The sequence below is a fragment of the Brevundimonas sp. NPDC046655 genome, from assembly GCF_044901625.1.
Lineage (GTDB): Bacteria > Pseudomonadota > Alphaproteobacteria > Caulobacterales > Caulobacteraceae > Brevundimonas.
In genome coordinates this window covers 1187878-1205355 of sequence record NZ_JBJDPV010000001.1, presented here as the reverse complement: position 1 = coordinate 1205355, position 17478 = coordinate 1187878, and the positions used below count along the sequence as shown (strand labels likewise).

Genomic DNA, 17478 nt, shown 5'->3' with positions numbered 1-17478 from the left:
ATCCATCATATGTCGAGCATGGCTCTCGATCGCAGGTCCCTGTTGCGGGGCGCAGCCGTTAGCGGCGGACTACTGGGCCTCTCCGGCCTGATGCCGGCCTGGGCCCAGACGGGTTCCCCGGGACTGCGCGCCGATCTGCCGACGCTGACGGGACCCAACATCGACCTGACCGTTGGAGACGCCAGCTTCACCGTCGGCGGGCGCACGGGCCACGCCTTCATGATCAACGGCCTGCTGCCTGCGCCCCTGCTGCGGATGCGTGAGGGCCAGAACGTGCGCCTGTCGGTGACCAATACCCTGGACGAGGACACCTCGATCCACTGGCACGGCCTGTTGCTGCCCTTCCAGATGGACGGCGTGCCGGGCGTCAGCTTCCCCGGCATCAAGCCGCGCGAGACCTTTGTCTATGAGTTCCCGCTGAAGCAGTCGGGCACATACTGGTATCACAGCCATTCGGGCCTGCAGGAGGCCATGGGCCACTACGGCCCCATCGTCATCGACCCGGCGGGCGTCGATCCGGTCGGCTATGACCGCGAGCATGTTCTGGTCCTGTCGGACTGGAGCTTCATGCATCCGCACGAAATCCTGGCCAAGCTGAAGAAGAGCCCCGGCTACTTCAACATGCAGAAGACCACCCTGGCGGGCCTGCTGGACGGATCGGACGGCATGAGTCTGGCCGAGCGCCGGATGTGGGGCGGGATGCGCATGGACCCGCGCGACATCCTCGACGTCAACGGCACGACCTATACCTATCTGGTCAACGGCCACGGACCCGAAGAGAACTGGACCGGCCTGTTCCGGCCCGGCGAGCGGGTGCGCCTGCGCGTCATCAACGCCTCGGCCATGTCGATCTTCAACGTCCGCATTCCGGGTCTGGCCATGACCGTGGTGCAGGCCGACGGCGAGCACGTCCGCCCGGTCGAGGTGGACGAATTCCAGATCTCGGTCGCCGAGACCTATGACGTCATCGTTCGCCCGACCGAGGACCGGGCCTACACCATCGTGTCCGAAGCCATCGACCGTTCGGGCATGGGCCGTGCGACCCTGGCCCCGCGTCTGGGCATGACGGCCGAGGTGCCGCCGCTGCGCAAGGTGCCGAACCTGACCATGGCCGATATGGGCATGGGGGGCATGGATCACGGCTCGATGGCCGGGATGGATCATTCGGCGCACGGAGCCGCGGGGGGCGCTGCCGCCGGGGCCGCAGCCGCCGCGCCGATGGACCACGGCGCCATGAGCATGCGCGACCCCAACAACGCTCCCGCCGACATGGCGGTCGGCGTCGGGGTGGACGCCATCGCGCCCGCGCCCGCCAACCGTCTGGGCGAGCGGCCGCAAGGCCTTCAGGACGTCGATCACCGGGTGCTGGTCTATACCGACCTGCGCTCGCTGACGCCGAATACGGACACCCGCGCGCCGTCGCGTTCGATGGAAATCCATCTGACCGGCAATATGGAACGGTTCATGTGGGGCTTTGACGGGCGCAAGTTCTCGGAGCTGGTCGAGCCGATCCGCTTCGAGCTGAACGAGCGGGTCCGCGTCACCCTGGTCAACGACACCATGATGGCCCACCCGATCCACCTGCACGGCCACTTCTTCGAGCTGGTCAACGGTCACGACGGCTATCAGCCGCTGAAGCACACGGTCAATGTGGCGCCGGGGGGCAAGGTCACCTTCGACCTGACCGCCAATGCGCCGGGCGACTGGGCCTTCCACTGTCACCTGCTGATGCACATGCATGCAGGGATGTTCAACGTCGTCACGGTTCGTCCGCTGGAAGGAGCCGCCCGATGAGCCGCGCCCTGTTCGCCGCTGTCGCGGTCCTGCCCCTGATGCTGGCCGCCGGCGCCGCCGTCGCCCAGAGCCATGGGGGACATGCGGGCCACGGCGCCCAAGCTGCACCCGCCCGTCCGCCGCAAGCTCGCCCGACTCCTGCGTCCAAGCCCAAGCCGCGTGCCGCCGCCCCCAGACGCGCCACGCCGCCGGCCTCGGCTCAGGCGCCCGCCGCCGACCCTCATGCGGGTCACGACATGAGCTCCGCCCCGGCGGCTGCAGCCGACCCGCACGCTGGCCATGATATGAGCGGGATGCAGACGGCTCCGGCCACGGCGCCCGCTGCCGATCCTCATGCGGGTCACGACATGAGCGCCATGCAGACATCTCCGGCTCAGCCCGGCGTCTCCGATCCTCATGCGGGCCACGACATGAGCGCGGTTCCGCCGGCAGCAGACCCCCACGCCGGGCACGACATGTCGGCCATGGCGGGCGGCGCGCCCAACATCCCGACCAGCGTGGACGCTGTCGGGGGGCGGATGGTCGAGACGCCGCCGCCGGCTGCGGCTCGCGCCGCGCCCGCCCATGCGGCGGACCTGTTGTTCGACCCGGTCGTCATGGCGGCGTCGCGCAAGCAACTGCTGGTCGAGAACGGCGACATCCGCTCGACCGCCGTGTTGATCGACTCCATCGAGGCCAGCTTCGGCGACGGCGAGGAAACCTACAGCTGGAACGCCCAGGGCTGGACCGGCGGCGACATCAACCGCTTCTGGTGGAAGACCGAGGGCGAGGGCGAGTTCGGCGGCCGGTTGCACGAGGCCGAGGTCCAGGCCCTCTACAGCCGCGCCGTCGCCCCCTTCTGGGACGTTCAGGCGGGCGTGCGTCAGGACTTCCGCCCCGACGGCGAGGACACCACCCACCTTACCGTCGGCGTCCAGGGCGTGGCCCCCTACTGGTTCGAGATGGGGGCCGCCGCCTTCCTGTCGACCGAGGGCGATCTGACCGCCCGCGTGGAGGCCGAATACGACCAGCGCATCACCCAGAAGTGGATCCTGCAGCCGGCGGTCGAAGTGGCCCTTTCGGCCAGCGACATCCCCGAGCTGGAGATCGGTTCGGGCCTGACGTCCGTCACGGCGGGTCTTCGCCTGCGCTACGAAATCCGCAAGGAGTTCGCGCCCTACGTCGGGGTCGAGTGGAGCCGGTCGCTGGGCGACACCGCCGATTACGCCAAGGCGCGCGGCGAGGATCCCGAAGATTTCCGCCTGGTCGTCGGGATCAAGGCCTGGTTCTGATCGCACCGAAAAGCCGACGGCGGTTCCAGGATCGTCGTCGGCGCGACGCCGCCTCCGATGAACGACCGTCAGTCGACGCCGCCCGTCCAGGGCGGCGGGTCGCTGGCCGGAAATGAGTCGACGCCCGCCCGCTCCACTTCATCAAGGGGTTCGGGTGGGCGACGGCGCCGAATGATGCCCTCCTGAGCGCCTTCAGCGGCGATCGCCGCAGCGATCAGCGGCGCAAGCCCTATGGCGTTGCTGTCGTGTGGAATGGAATCGCTTGAGACGATCCGGTCGGTGAGCCCCTTCAGTTGCTCATGGGAATCCTCAGCGAACACGCCGTGGACAACCGCGCAGACCGGTCGCGGGAAGCCCTGAAGCGGCAGTTTTCGAGCGGCTTCAATCAGGGTGTGCCCTGACGAGGCGATATCGTCGACGAGGACCGGATATCGGGCCCTCCATTGCGAGAGGTCAGGAACCTCGACATCGACGTTGCGGTCGCCGTGCCGAACCTTGCGCAGCACCGCATAAGGGGCACCGATGCGCCTGGCGATCTCAGACACCCACTGCTCGCTCTCCTCGTCTGGCCCGATGATCAAGGGCTCACCGACCTCTGCGGCGATCCAGTCTGCAAGGAGAGGCGCGGCGTGCAGCGTCTGAGCGGCGATCGTGTAGAGCGCGGACAGCGCTGGATACCTGTGCAGGTGCGGATCGACTGTCACGAGGCGATCGAAGGTCGAGGAAACAAGCCGCGCGAATGTCTTGGAGGATATGGCCTCGCCAGCCTGGAAGCGTCGGTCCTGGCGCATATAGGAAAGGTAGGGCGCGATCAGCGTCACTTCGCGCGCGCCGAGCGCGCGGGCGGCGTCCGCGGCGAAGACGAGGCGGAGGAAACCGTCATCGGGCCGCGCGAGCGTGCAGACGAGGCAGACCATCTTGTCCGCGACGTCGGAAAGGATGCGGACATAGCTCTCGCCGTCGGGAAAGCGCCGGGTCTCGATCTCGCCCATCTCCCACCCGCCGGCTTCGGCTAGCTGGCGCGCGAATACTTCGTTGCCGGGTAGCGGAATTATCAGTCGCATGCCGTGTTTCCCTGTCGTTCGAAGGTTGTTGCTCGTTTGTGGAATTCGCCCCCTGGAAGACGACCATCGCGGATGGTGCGGCCGAGCGGAGCTGCGGATCGCATGAAACGCCCTCGCTTCTGCCTCAGCAGGACGCCCGCATCGCGGCCGACTTCCGGTAGATCGCCCGGATCAGGTAAGGTGACGCTCGCGCCGACAGGCACATCTCATCATCCGTTTTTGTTGGGCGGGGTAATCACTATGTCGCTCCGGCAGATCGCAGGCAAGCCGACGCGATCATCGGCCGGGCCGTAAGCTTTCCGGGCGAGTGGCGTCATACGCGCGACCGGATCAGGACCGGAACGCTTGCGGAAGGCGAGGATTCGATGCGCTGGGCGGAAACATGGCGGGGCGGCTACGGAGCGTTTGTGCGAAGCCCGGAGACCGTCGAGCGACTGGCCGCGGCGACCGAGCGCCTCGTGCGGCGCGGCGCGTGGCCCGACGAGGAGTCGGTGTATCGCATGCTGGCCGCGGCCGACCGGCTGGCCAGCGCCGCCATGTGGGTGGTGGCCCACATGACCTATGCACGCCGGGTTGACCTGTCGGGCGCCGCCTTGCCGGCCGAGGCCTTCAAGTCGTCTCCGGAGGGGCACACCGGCGGCTCGCTGAACATGGCGCCCGCCTTCGTCGGCTATCTGCTCGCCAATTCGCTGTCTGGGGGAACGCGTTCCTGGATCATGGGCCAGGGCCACTGCGTCGCGGCCGTGGAGGCGGTCAACGCTCTGACCGGGGACGTTTCGCCGGGACAGAAGGGTCGATACGATCGGTCCGAGGCCAACCTGTCCCAACTGGCGTCCGACTTCTACAGCTACGCCATCGGCCCCGATGGCCGCCCGGGGGTTCCCCTCGGCAGTCATTCCGGCCCGGAAACGGCGGGTGCGGTCTCCGAGGGCGGCTACCTCGGCTTCGCCGAACTCGAATATGTCCACATGCCGCTACGCGGGGAGGGCCTCGTCGCCTTTCTGAGCGACGGCGCCTTCGAGGAACAGCGGGGCTCTGATTGGTCGCCGCGCTGGTGGCGAGCGGAGGACAGCGGCCTCGTCACCCCCATCATGATCCTCAATGGCCGCCGCATCGAGGAACGCACCGAGATCGCCCAGGACGGCGGCGAGTGCTGGCTTGATCGCCATCTGCGTCTGAACGGATTCGATCCGATCCCGATCGACGGCCGCGACCCGGCCGCCGTGGCATGGGCCATCCTGGAAGCGGAGGAGCGACTGAAGCGTTTCACCGCCGATCCGGAGCGCCACTATCCCGCACGCCTGCCCTATGTGATCGCCCGCACCGTCAAGGGTTTCGGGTTTCCCGGGGCCGGGACCAACCGGGCGCACAATCTGCCGCTGGAGGGGAATCCGCGCACGGACGAGGCGGCGCGCGCCGCCTTCAATGCGGCGGCGGCCGCCCTCTTCGTGCCCCCGGGGGAGCTCGAGGCCGCGCTCGGCGCTCTGGCGACCCACGACCTGCAGCGCCGTCCCCTCGAGAGCGGCCATCCGGCCGCCCGGCGAGCTCCGGCGGATCCGACCCGTCCGGTCCCGTCCTGGGCGGCCGGACCGCAGTCGCCGATGCAGGCGATCGACGAATGGTTCGTGCCGTTCATCGACGCCAATCCGGGGCTGCGGGTCCGGCTCGGCAATCCGGACGAACTGCGCAGCAACGGAATGGGACGGACCCTCGAACGGCTGCGTCACCGGGTGAACCGCCCCGAGCGGGGACTGCCGGAGGCGGTGGACGGCGCGGTCATCACGGCCCTGAACGAGGAGGCGGTGGCAGGCGCGGCCCTGGGCAACAAGGGCGGCCTCAGCCTGATCGTCAGCTATGAGGCCTTCGCCGTGAAGATGCTGGGTCTCCTGCGCCAGGAGATCATCTTCGCGCGGCGACAGCGGGAGATCGACGCGCCGCCGCAATGGTTCAGCGTGCCGCTCCTGGCCACTTCCCATACCTGGGAGAACGGCAAGAATGAGCAGTCCCACCAGGACCCCACCCTGGCCGAAGCCCTGCTAGGGGAGATGTCCGACACCGCCCGGGTTCTGTTTCCGATCGACGCCAACAGCGCCGTGGCGGCTCTCAGGGGCGTCTACGGCGGCCGAGGGGAGGTCGCCTGTCTTGTCGTTCCGAAGCGGATCGTGCCCGGCCTTGTCGACCCCGTCGCCGCCGAAGCCCTGTGGGCGCGTGGCGCCGCGGTCATCCACGGCGATCTCGCTGCGGCCGATATTCAGATCGTGGCTATCGGCGCGTATCAGACCCGTGAAGCCATCGCCGCCGCCGCTCGACTGGAGCGAACCGGGCGCCGAACCTGCGTCACGGCCCTGCTGGAGCCCGGACGGTTCCGGGCGCCGCGCGATGAAATCGAGGCGCGGCATACGGCGTCGACCGCCGAACTCGAGGAGATCTTCCCCGAGCGCCTGCCGCGCCTCATCCTCACCCATACGCGGCCCGAGCCGATGCTCGGCCTGTTGCGGCGCCTCGACGGCGGCCCCCGTCGGACCCGGGCGCTGGGCTATCTCAGTCGCGGCGGAACCCTGGACACGCCCGGCATGCTGTTCGCCAACCGGTGCACCTGGGCCCACGCCGCGGTCGCCTGCGCGGATCTGCTCGGCGACGCCGCCGGCGTGCTGACGCCAGGGGAGATGGCAGCCGTCCGCGGCGAGGCCCACCCCCGCATCCTGCAAGTCTCACCCCCGGAAGGATCTCCATTGTGATCAGTCTCACCAGTCTCGGCGGCGCCGGCGCCGTCACCGGATCAAAACACCTGCTCGAGGCCGACGGTCGGCGCATCCTGATCGACTGCGGCCTGTTCCAGGGCCTCAAGACCCTGCGCGAGCAGAACTGGGCCCCGCTCCCGGTCAAGCCCTCGAGCATTGACGCGGTGATCCTGACCCACGCCCACCTGGACCACTCCGGCTACCTGCCGAAACTGGTCAAGGATGGATTCCGCGGGCCCATCCTGGCCAGCGCCGCCACCCGGGATGTGGCGGAGATCATCCTGCGCGACAGCGGCCATATCCAGGAGAAGGACGCCGAGCAGACAAACCGTTACGGTTACGGCAAGCACAAGCCGGCCTTGCCGCTCTATGGCGTGCACGACGCCGGACGCGCGATGGAGCGCTTCGTCTCGACCCCGTTCCATAAGTCCGTAGAGCTGCCGGGCGGAGCCAGGCTGACCCTTCGCCGCGCGGGGCACATCCTCGGGGCGGCTACCGCCGAGGTGACCTGGAACGGAACGAAGATACTCTTCTCCGGTGATCTCGGCCGTTATGGCGACGCCACCATGGTCGATCCCGAGCCGGGGGAGGAGGCCGACTATGTGGTCGTGGAATCGACCTATGGTGATCGGCGCCATGATCCCCGGGACCCCACGGAAGCCCTGGGCGAGGTCATAGAACGAACCATCGCGCGCGGCGGGACCGTGGTTATCCCCGCCTTCGCCGTCGGCCGGGCCCAGTCGCTCCTTTACCACATCTGGCGACTGAAGCAGGCCGGGCGGATCGGCCTGACGCCCATCTACCTGGACAGTCCGATGGCGATCAACGCCACCGACCTTCTGCACGCGCACCTGGAAGACCACCGCATGCCGGCGGAGGTGTGCGACGCCATCTGCGCCGTCGCCACCTATGTGCGCGATGTGGAGGCGTCCAAGGAGATCAGCGCCAGCCCCATGCCCAAGGTGATCCTGTCGGCGAGCGGGATGGCCACCGGGGGGCGGGTGCTCCACCACATCAAGGCGTTCGGCCCGGACCGGCGCAACACCATCCTGTTTTCGGGTTTCCAGGCGGCCGGAACCCGCGGGCGTTCGATGGTCGAGGGGGCCCAGGAGGTGAAGATTCACGGCCAGTGGGTGCCTATAAATGCCGAGGTCGCGAACCTGCCGATGCTCTCCGCCCACGCCGACGCCGAGGAAATCCTGCGCTGGCTGTCGGGACTGAAGCGTCCGCCGCGCAAGACCTTCATCGTTCACGGCGAACCGCATGCTTCAGACGCGCTGCGCGTTCGCATCCAGGATCGCTTCGGATGGGACTGCGTCATTCCCCAAATGATGGAGCGCCACGAACTGTGACCGTGTCCGACGCTACCCACGCCGCTGTTCCATCCCTGAAGGCGCGTCGCTTCGGCCTTCACGCCCAGCACGAATCGATAGTTCTGATGCGGCGCGACTGCCCCGTCTGCCGCTCGGAGGGCCTGTCGTCCCGCTCCCAGGTGCTGCTCTCGGCCGGAGGCCGGGAAATCTACGCCACCCTGTACCAGATGGACGGGGACATCCTCGGCCTCGACGAGGCGGCGTTCTCTGAAGAGGCCTGGCGACTTCTGGAGGTGGCGCCGGGCGATCCCGTCGCGGTGCGCCACGCTCCGGCCATCGAGTCCATGTCCAGCGTTCGTCGCCGGATCTATGGATCGCGGCTGGACAAGAGCGCGATCCAGGGGATCATCCAAGATGTGGCGGCTGGACGCTACACGCCCATCCATCTCGCGGCCTTTCTGACCGCCACCTCGGTGCTTCCGCTCGACGACGCCGAGCTCGTGGCGCTCACCCGCGCCATGGTGGACGTCGGCGACCGCCTGAGCTGGCCGTCGGACGTCGTCATGGACAAGCACTGCATCGGCGGCCTGCCGGGCAACCGGACCACGCCGATCGTGGTGGCCATCCTCGCCGCCAGCGGCCTGGTCATGCCAAAGACCTCGTCGCGCGCCATCACCTCGCCGGCCGGAACCGCCGACACCATGGAGACCCTGGCCCCGGTCGACCTCGATGTGCCCGCCATGCGGCGGGTGGTCGAGGCGGAAGGCGGCTGTGTCGTCTGGGGCGGGGCGGTCAGGCTGAGTCCGGTGGATGACATCTTCATCCGCGTCGAACGGGTTCTCGACGTTGATACGGAGGGGCAGCTCATCGCATCGGTGTTGTCCAAGAAGATCGCGGCAGGAGCGACCCATGTGGTGATGGATATTCCCGTCGGGCCGACCGCCAAGGTGCGATCGCAAGAGGCGGCCGACAAGCTGGCGACGCGACTGACGACCGTTGCGAGCCATTTCGGGCTAAGCGCACGATGCCTGCAGACGGACGGCGCGCAGCCCGTGGGCGTCGGCATCGGGCCGGCGCTGGAGGCGCATGACATCCTGGCCGTGCTGCAAAATCGGCCCGGGGCCCCCGGAGACCTGCGGGTCCGTGCGTGCCTCTTGGCAGGCGCGGCGCTCGAGCTGGCCGGCCAGGCCGCTGCGGGGCAGGGGGCGCGCGCCGCCGAGGCGGTGATCGCCGATGGTCGCGCCTGGGTGAAGTTTCAGCGGATATGCGAAGCCCAGGGCGGGATGCGGATTCCTCCGACTTCCGAGCGGCGCGCCGTGATCCGGGCGACGCGATCAGGACGTGTGATCCTGGTCAACAACCGCCAGATTTCGACCCTGGCCAAGCTGGCTGGCGCGCCTCAGCAGAAGGCCGCCGGCCTGGAGATGCACGTCCGGCTCGGCGCGGAGGTGGCGGCCGGCGATGCTCTGGCCACCGTCCACGCGGAAACCCGGGGTGAACTGGATTACGCCCTCGACTATGCGGCGTCGCACGCCGACCTGATCGAGATTGAAGCCTGAAGTTCCAGAGGCCTGGCCAGAGCCGAGCGGGCGGTGGCTGCTGCTGACAGGGCGCAGGGCTCCGGGCAGCTCTGACAGTTCGCCAGCATCCGCCGCCGCAGCGCGGCGCGGCCCCGGTGCACGCGCACGCCGACGTTGTTGGTGGTCAGTCGCATCTCGGCGGCGATCATCGCCAACGGGGTCTCTTCCAGTTCCGCCTTGCGCAGCAGGCTAGCGGTCTGCGGCGGGAGATCGGCGAGGGCCCGCTCGAGACAGTGCAGCGGGCGTTGGATGTCATCGTCCGGTCCGTCCGCCTCATCGTATCGGGGCTCGGCGTCCAGGGCGTCAGTCAACCGGGCCCGGGCAGCGTTGCGGCGGTAACGATCGAACAGGGCGTTGCGAAGCGCGATCCCGAGCCAGGCGTCCACCTTGCCCGGGTCGGTGAGCCGGCCAGCCGCCAGCGTCACCTTGAGTGCGAATTCCTGCAGGACGTCCTCGGCGTCGTCGGGCGAGCGCAGTCGTTTGACGAGGTAGCGCAAATGCGCAGGGCGATCGTCGCGCAGACGGCGCTCGACGAGCCGGCGAGTTTCAGCCGCCGGCGGCGCGGCGACGACCAGCCGGAGGGCTGAGGCCGGTGTCCCCGGACACGATGCGGCGAGGAGGCGCTGTGAGCTCATGATCGTTCCCCTGCGTGAAGTCAGCGAGGATCATTCGGTAGGCAACGCCAAGATTTGCGCTGAATCAAGTATTTAAAAAGATTCCCCTCCACCCCGCTTTTGTTGAGGGATGGAGCGCCGCGATGCGTATAGACATCTGCATCGCCAGATCTCGATCAGTCGCGGTCCAGCAATTGTGCGACAGAAAAGTAAAACGTCGCGCCGTCGGAAGCCCGCTACGAACGACGCCTCGGGACCAGGAGGTTCGCACCGATCTCTCCGATTGACTTCGAAGACGCGTCGTCTTCGGCGTCATTACCGCAGCCATCGTCGCGTTGGCGTAAGGAGCGAGAGGCTTCCGCGTCAATCGAATCATCTTGCCCGCCCGCGGCGGCGGCGGCGTCGTCGTCGCTCGGCGGCCGCCCCGCTTGTCGAGATTGACACCATGAGCAAGCCCGCCCCCCTGATCCTGGGGTTCGAGAGCGTCGATCGAACCTCGGTCGCCCAGGTGGGCGGCAAGAACGCTTCCCTTGGGGAGATGGTCCGCAATCTGGGTGGCCGGGGCGTGCGCGTGCCGCCCGGCTTTGCGACCACAGCCGAGGCCTATTGGCGCTTCCTCGACGCGAGCAGCCTGCGCCCCGTGATCGCGGCCGCCATCAGCGATTGGACCATGGGAAAGACGTCGCTTCCCGACACTGGCGCGCGGCTCCGCGCGGCCCTCCTGGCGGCGCCGTGGCCGGAAGAGAGCGCCGAGGCCATTCGCGCCGCCTACCGCGATCTTTGCGCTCGCATCGGCAGGCCTGATGCGGATGTCGCGGTCCGCTCCAGCGCCACCGCCGAGGACCTTCCCGACGCCAGCTTCGCCGGCCAGCAGGAGAGCTTCCTCAACATCCGCGGCGAGGCCGCGCTGCTGGAGGCGTGCCGACGGTGCTACGCCTCGCTCTTCACGGATCGCGCCATCAGCTATCGACAGACCAAGGGCTTCGACCATCTGAGGGTCGCCCTTTCAATCGGCGTTCAGCAGATGGTCCGCTCGGACCTGGCGGGGGCGGGGGTGATGTTTTCGATCGACACGGAGACTGGCTTCGACAAGGTCGTGCTGATCAACGGCGCCTGGGGCTTGGGCGAGAACGTCGTCCAGGGCGCCGTCGACCCCGACGAACACCAGGTCTTCAAGCCATTGCTCGACCAGCCCGGGACGGTTCCGATCCTGGAGAAGCGCCTCGGCGGCAAGGCGCAGAAGATGATCTATGCGCAAGACGGGGAGCATCCCACGCGCAATATCCCCACCACGCCTGCCGAGCGGTCCGCCTTCGTCCTCGCGGACACGGAAGTGCTCGCGCTGTCGCGCTGGGCTGTCGCCATCGAGGCCCACTACGGCTGCCCGATGGACATGGAGTGGGCGAAGGACGGCGAGAGCGGCGAGATCTTCATCGTCCAGGCGCGGCCCGAAACCGTGCAGTCCCGCCTCGGCTCTGGCGCGCTGCGCAGCTTCAGGATCAACTCCAGGGGCGCCCTGCTGGTGACCGGCCTCGCCATCGGAGACGCCGTGGTGGCCGGCCAGGTCTGCCGGATCGACAGCCCCCGCGACATCGACCGGTTCGTTGACGGGGCGATCCTGGTGACCACCGCCACCGACCCCGACTGGGTGCCGATCATGAAGCGGGCGGCGGCCATCGTGACGGACCACGGCGGCCGCACGTCCCACGCCGCCATCGTCAGCCGAGAACTCGGACTGCCCGCCATCGTCGGGACGGAGACGGCCACTCATGACCTCCAGGCGGGGCAGGAGGTCACCGTCTCCTGTGCTGAGGGCGACGAGGGCTTCGTCTACGAGGGCCGCGCGCAATTCGAGACGCGGGCACTCGACGCAAGCGCGGCGCCCGAGACCACGACCCAGATCATGCTCAACCTCGCCAACCCTGCTGCGGCCTTCCGCTGGTGGCGCTTGCCGGCTGATGGGGTAGGTCTCGCGCGCATGGAGTTCGTGGTGAGCAACCATGTGAAAATCCACCCGATGGCGCTCGTCCGCTTCGAGGCGGTCGAGGATCCGGAGGCGCGGGCCGCTATCGAGGCGCTGACGGCCGGCTATGTCGATAGGACGGAATATTTCGTGGAACGGCTCTCACGGGGCCTTTCCCGCATCGCCGCGGCCTTCCACCCGAAGCCGGTCATCATCCGCATGAGCGACTTCAAGACCAACGAATACGCCAATCTGATCGGCGGCGCCCGCTTCGAGCCGAAGGAGGAGAACCCCATGCTCGGGTTCCGCGGCGCCTCTCGTTATTACTCGCCGCGCTACCGCGAAGGCTTCGCCCTGGAATGCCGGGCGATCCGCCGCCTGCGCGAGGACCTGGGCCTGCGCAACGTCATCGTGATGATCCCGTTCTGCCGGACGGTCGAAGAGGCGCGTCGGGTTCTGGAGGTGATGGCCGAGAACGGTTTGGTCCGCGGAGAGGAAGGGCTCCAGGTCTATGTGATGTGCGAGATTCCTTCGAACGTGATCCTGGCCCGTCAGTTCGCCGAACTGTTCGACGGCTTCTCGATCGGCAGCAACGATCTCACCCAGCTGACGCTGGGCGTCGACCGTGACTCGGGTGAACTCGCGGCGCTCTTCAACGAGCAGGATCCGGCCGTCGAATGGATGATCGATCAGGTCATCGTCTCCGCGCATGATGCGGGCGTGAAGGTCGGGCTCTGTGGAGAAGCGCCCAGCAACCACCCCGAGTTCGCCCAGTTCCTCGTCCAGCGGGGCATTGACTCGATCTCGGTCAATCCAGACAGCTTCGTGGCCGTGAAAGAGGCCGTAGCGGCGGCTGAGGAGACTGCACACAGGACACCCCGCCGCATACCTTGACGACCGGCTGAGACGGCGGGCGGGTACGTCCATGGCCCAGCACGTTCGCCCCGGCTGATCCTCGGCTCGTCCGTCGCGCGAGACTGAGCCAGGGATCTGTCGATTCCCGGGGTCGAGGCATGGGACGCGGAGGGGCGCATCGCGGCTCGCGCCAGCGCCTTAGCGCCGCGACGGCGAGGCCGTCATCGACCTTCTGGCCTGGTCCGAGGGGCGAGCTTCAGGCTTCCATCAAGGGGGCGTCAATGGCGCACCCCTGTTCACCGCCGACTGGTTTTTCTTGCGACGCCAGTGGCGAGGCCGCTGGAAAACGGCGCCGGTCCCCGCATAGGGAAACCGGGAACCGACACGACCGGCGTAACGTTGATCCATCGGCGCGGGCGGGTCCTGCGGTTGATAACTCAGCGACATGAGTGAGCCGGACGGTATCACAGTCGACCAGGGCCTTGTCCTCGACACGCGCGCGTTCGACGCCGCCATGTTCGATCTGGACGGCGTCGTCACCCGGACCGCCACACTTCACGCGGCCACCTGGCGCAAGCTGTTCGACGCCTTTCTCCGGCGCCGGGCCGAAACGAAGGGAGAGGCGTTCCGGCCCTTCGACGTGGAGCGCGACTACCGCACCTATGTCGACGGCAAGCCGCGCCATGAAGGGATCCGCAGCTTTCTGGCGTCGCGCGGGGTAACCTTGCCGGAGGGCAAGCCGGATGATCGCGCCGACCGTGAAACGGTCTTCGGTCTCGGCGCACGCAAGAACCAGCTCTTCCGCCAGGCCCTGGGCCGATCCGGCGTCGAGGTGTTCGAAAGCTCCCTCGAACTCATCCGCAGGCTGCGCGAGGCAGGCCTGAAGACGGCGGCGGTCACATCCAGCAAGAACGCCGCGGCCGTGATCGAGGCGGCGGGACTCGCGGACCTGTTCGACGCATGTGTCGACGGTGTCGAAGCGGAGCGCCAGGGGCTGAACGGCAAGCCTGCGCCGGACACCTTCGTGTACGCCGCCCGGCTCCTCGGCGTCGACGCCAAGCGCGCCATCGGGGTGGAGGATGCGATCGCCGGCGTGGAGGCGATCCGGGCCGCGGGCTACGGCCTCGTCGTCGGCGTCGATCGAGCCGGGCAGGCCGCCGTCCTGCGCCAGCACGGCGCCACGCTCGTCGTGCGGGATCTGGGGGAGCTGCGGATCGTCCCGGCGGCGCCGGCCGCACCCATGGGCCTGCCGGCGGCCCCCAGCGCCGCGGCCGGGTGGTTGCTCGTGGAGGAAGGCTTCACGCTCACGCGGGAGCACGAACTGGAATCCATCTTCGCGATCGGAAACGGCCATCTCGGTTCCAGGGGGTCGCTGGCGGAAGGAAGCGGGATGTCCTCGCCCGCCACTTTCGTAGCCGGAGCCTTCTATGCGCAGCCGGGACCGACGCCCGGCCTTGCCATCCTGTCGGATTGGGCGAAGCTCTCCATGACCATCGAGGGCCGGCCTCTCCGACTGGATACGGGCAGGACCCTCAGGCACCGCCGGATGCTCGACATGCGGCAGGGGATTCTCTGGCGCGAGTGGCGACACGAGGACGCCGCCGGTCGGATCACCCGAATGCGGGGGCTGCGTCTTGCCTCCCAGGCCGACCGGCGCCTCCTGATCCAGTCGGTTGCGGTGGCGCCGGAGAACTACAGCGCGACCGCAAGCCTGGAAGTTCCTCTCGATGAGATGGCGACGCGCCGACTTGGCGACGGCGGCGTCATTGCGCTCGCCGCCGCAAGCGCGATCGGCGAGATCGGCGACCGCAGCGCCGCGTCTGGGCGCGCGCCCAGGCCGCCGATGGTGTTGGAGCTCGAACTCGGGAAGATCTACCGGCTCGACAGGGTGGTCGCCGTCTGCACCTCAAGGGACCAGGATCAGCCGGAGGCCGCCGCACGCAGCCGCGCCGGCCGCGCGATCAACACAGGCTTGTCGGCCCTGATCACCGCCCACCGGGAGGCCTGGAGGGTCAGGTGGGAGGCGAGCGACATAGCCATCGACGGTGACCCGGCCGCGCAGCGCGCGCTGCGCTTCGCGGTCTATCACCTGCTCAGCGCCGTGGACCCCGACGATGACCGCGTCTCGATCGGCGCCCGGGCGCTCACCGGCGCCGCCTACGGCGGCCATGTGTTCTGGGACACCGAGATCTTCATGCTGCCGTTCTACGTGCTGACATGGCCGGAAGCGGCCAGGGCCCTTCTGACCTACCGCCATCGGACGCTTCCGGCGGCTCGGGACAAGGCCGCGCAGCATGGGGAGCGCGGCGCCTTCTATGCCTGGGAATCCGCCGACACCGGTCAGGACGTGACGCCGCCCTTCGTTGTCGCGCCGAACGGGGAGGTCATCCCGATCCTGCTCGCCGACCAGGAGCAGCACATCAGCGCCGACGTCGCTTACGGCGTCTGGACCTACTGGCGCGCGACCAGGGACGAAGGTTTTCTGCTCGACGTCGGCGCTGAAATCCTCCTCGAGACCGCCCGCTTCTGGGCCGGCCGCGCGAAGCTTGAAAGCGATGGCCTACGTCACATCCGCGGCGTGGTGGGCCCGGACGAGTATCATGAGACGGTCGACGACGACGCCTACACCAACGTCATGGCGCAGTGGAATCTGGAGACCGGGAACGCCGTGGCGCGGCTTCTGGTCGAGCGCTGGCCAGAGCGGTGGCGGGTGCTCTCGGAATCGCTGGCGATGGATGCGGCCGAGCCCCTTGCCTGGAGTGCGGCGGCGCGGGAGCTCTACACGGGGTTCGACGTGCGCACCGGCCTCTTTGAGCAGTTCCAGGGCTACTTCGGACTGGAGGAGATCGATCTGGCCGCCTTTGAGCCGCGCAACGCGCCGATCGACGTGCTGCTCGGTCGCGAGCGGATCCGCCAATCGAAGGCGATCAAGCAGCCTGATGTCGTGATGCTGCTGCATCTGCTGTGGGACCGTTTCCCGCCGGAGGTCCGGGAGGCCAACTTCCGTTATTACGAGCCGCGGTGCGCGCACGGCAGCTCCCTCAGTCCGGCGATCCATGCGGCGGTCGCGGCGCGGCTCGGGGACGTGAGGCTCGCGGAGCGCTACTTTCGACAGGCGAGCGATATCGACCTGGGGGACAACATGGGCAATGCCGCGGCCGGAGTGCATGCGGCGGCCCTCGGGGGCCTCTGGCAGGCTGCGGTGTTCGGCTTCGCCGGCCTGCGGTTCACCGAGGAAGGGCCCGAGCATCAGCCGAACCTGCCGCCGCAATGGCGAGGAGTGTCGTTGCGTTTCAAGTGGCGCGGCAAGGATCACGAGCTCAAGCTGCCGGACGACAGCGCGCGCATTGGAGCCGCGCCAGGAGTTGCGCCGTGAGCGATCAGCCCGTGATCCTCGTTCCATTGGACGGGATGGCCGACGCCCTCCCGGCGCTATCCGTGGCCAAGGTGTTCTCGGGTCTTGAGCACGCGGCCGTCCGCATCCTGCATGTCGCCGAGCAGGCGTCTGCTGCGGAGGAGCTGGCGCCTCGGCTCGGGCTTGCCGCCGAGGACCTGCGCGGCGCCAGTCTCGAGACTCGCAGCGGCGAACCCGCCGCCGCGATCCTCGCTGCGGCTGGCGATCTTCACGCCCGTCTTATCGTGCTTTGCACCCACACCGCGCCGGGCAGCCCGGCCGGGAAGGTAGGCGGGACTGCTCTTTCCGTGCTGCGCGGGGCATCCTGCCCGGTGATCCTGGTCAACCCCGCGCAACCGCTGCAGGACTGGCGGCTGAGAAAGGTTCTGCTCCCGCACGAGGGGACCTCGGCCGCCAGCGATGCGGTGAAACCCGGCGTAGAGCTCGCGCGCCGCGCGGACGCCGACCTCCTGGTGCTCCTGGTCGCCGCGCCAGGCCCCGCCAGTCCCCAGGCGCGGGGCTCGCTGACGTCGCCCTTCTACCTGGATCAGCCCCAGCACGAGTGGCCGGCGTGGGCGGGCGAATTCATGGAGCGGCTCGCCTGCATCTGCCCGCTCTCCGACCTGCGCGTCCGGCTGCTGCTCGCTCGCGGCTCTCCGGCGTCAGAAATCCTGCGAGTGGCGCGTGAAGAATCCGTCGACCTCATCATCCTGACCTGGAAGGGGATTTGGGCGCCCGAGCGCGCCGAGACCCTCAAGGCCGTCGTGCGTGAAGCGGCATGTCCCGCGATGGTCGTGCGCGTCCGAGCGGGCGGCGGGTCAAACAGCCCCCGGAACTCTGGGGCGGCCGGCGCGCCACGCGCCGCGCCGGCGGCGCAATAGGAGCAGGC

General features: G+C 68.4%; 10 protein-coding genes. 8 read left to right on the top strand and 2 right to left on the bottom strand.

The annotated features are described in order from the left end of the window. Positions 1–18 precede the first annotated feature (18 nt). A complete protein-coding gene (locus ACI2KI_RS05980) occupies positions 19–1794 on the top strand; it encodes a copper resistance system multicopper oxidase (protein WP_207827422.1) in 1776 nt (591 codons plus the stop codon). Continuing rightward, a complete protein-coding gene (locus tag ACI2KI_RS05975; RefSeq protein ID WP_178828378.1) occupies positions 1791–3065 on the top strand; it encodes a copper resistance protein B in 1275 nt (424 codons plus the stop codon). The genes ACI2KI_RS05980 and ACI2KI_RS05975 overlap by 4 nt, the downstream gene beginning before the upstream one ends. A gap of 68 nt (positions 3066–3133) precedes the next feature. Here ACI2KI_RS05975 and ACI2KI_RS05970 read toward each other — a convergent pair whose 3' ends face one another. Continuing rightward, positions 3134–4129 (bottom strand): ribose-phosphate pyrophosphokinase, encoded by a 996-nt coding sequence (locus ACI2KI_RS05970; protein WP_178828376.1) that lies wholly within the window; start codon positions 4127–4129, stop codon positions 3134–3136. Between the two features lie 365 nt (positions 4130–4494). On the opposite strand from ACI2KI_RS05970, the gene ACI2KI_RS05965 reads away from it, so the two are divergent. From ACI2KI_RS05965 to ACI2KI_RS05955, 3 genes are read left to right on the top strand one after another with little or no spacing between them, the layout of a single operon-like run. Further along, positions 4495–6867, top strand: coding sequence for a xylulose 5-phosphate 3-epimerase (locus ACI2KI_RS05965; RefSeq protein WP_404618462.1), 2373 nt, complete (start codon positions 4495–4497; stop codon positions 6865–6867). Beyond that, positions 6864–8222 (top strand): MBL fold metallo-hydrolase RNA specificity domain-containing protein, encoded by a 1359-nt coding sequence (locus tag ACI2KI_RS05960; protein WP_404618460.1) that lies wholly within the window; start codon positions 6864–6866, stop codon positions 8220–8222. The genes ACI2KI_RS05965 and ACI2KI_RS05960 overlap by 4 nt, the downstream gene beginning before the upstream one ends. A gap of 2 nt (positions 8223–8224) precedes the next feature. Then, positions 8225–9742, top strand: coding sequence for a thymidine phosphorylase family protein (locus ACI2KI_RS05955; protein WP_313102813.1), 1518 nt, complete (start codon positions 8225–8227; stop codon positions 9740–9742). On the opposite strand, the gene ACI2KI_RS05950 is transcribed toward ACI2KI_RS05955, so the two are convergent. Continuing rightward, complete coding sequence (locus ACI2KI_RS05950) at positions 9700–10398, bottom strand: RNA polymerase sigma factor (protein ID WP_313102811.1); 699 nt, start codon at positions 10396–10398, stop codon at positions 9700–9702. The two genes, ACI2KI_RS05955 and ACI2KI_RS05950, sit on opposite strands and share 43 nt — an antisense overlap. Before the next feature lie 424 nt (positions 10399–10822). Here ACI2KI_RS05950 and ppsA point away from each other — a divergent pair, with 424 nt between their 5' ends. The 3 genes from ppsA to ACI2KI_RS05935 all read left to right on the top strand — a co-directional run bounded on the left by ppsA (position 10823) and on the right by ACI2KI_RS05935 (position 17470). Then, positions 10823–13234: a phosphoenolpyruvate synthase gene (ppsA, locus tag ACI2KI_RS05945; RefSeq protein WP_313102810.1), complete on the top strand. Its 2412-nt coding sequence runs from the start codon at positions 10823–10825 to the stop codon at positions 13232–13234. A 406-nt stretch (positions 13235–13640) separates the two neighbouring features. Beyond that, entirely contained in the window at positions 13641–16571 is a 2931-nt protein-coding gene (locus ACI2KI_RS05940; RefSeq protein ID WP_313102808.1) for a beta-phosphoglucomutase family hydrolase, read from the top strand. After that, positions 16568–17470, top strand: coding sequence for a universal stress protein (locus tag ACI2KI_RS05935; RefSeq protein WP_313102806.1), 903 nt, complete (start codon positions 16568–16570; stop codon positions 17468–17470). Before ACI2KI_RS05940 ends, ACI2KI_RS05935 begins: the two co-directional genes overlap by 4 nt. The last annotated feature ends 8 nt before the right edge of the window (positions 17471–17478 follow it).

What these genes read in the sequence shown, in the direction of transcription:
- ACI2KI_RS05980 (WP_207827422.1), top strand. Translation starts at nt 19, where the DNA reads ATGGCTCTCGATCGCAGGTCCCTGTTGCGGGGCGCAGCCGTTAGCGGC.
- ACI2KI_RS05975 (WP_178828378.1), top strand. Translation starts at nt 1,791, where the DNA reads ATGAGCCGCGCCCTGTTCGCCGCTGTCGCGGTCCTGCCCCTGATGCTG.
- ACI2KI_RS05970 (WP_178828376.1), bottom strand. Translation starts at nt 4,129, where the DNA reads ATGCGACTGATAATTCCGCTACCCGGCAACGAAGTATTCGCGCGCCAG.
- ACI2KI_RS05965 (WP_404618462.1), top strand. Translation starts at nt 4,495, where the DNA reads ATGCGCTGGGCGGAAACATGGCGGGGCGGCTACGGAGCGTTTGTGCGA.
- ACI2KI_RS05950 (WP_313102811.1), bottom strand. Translation starts at nt 10,398, where the DNA reads ATGAGCTCACAGCGCCTCCTCGCCGCATCGTGTCCGGGGACACCGGCC.
- ppsA (WP_313102810.1), top strand. Translation starts at nt 10,823, where the DNA reads ATGAGCAAGCCCGCCCCCCTGATCCTGGGGTTCGAGAGCGTCGATCGA.
- ACI2KI_RS05940 (WP_313102808.1), top strand. Translation starts at nt 13,641, where the DNA reads ATGAGTGAGCCGGACGGTATCACAGTCGACCAGGGCCTTGTCCTCGAC.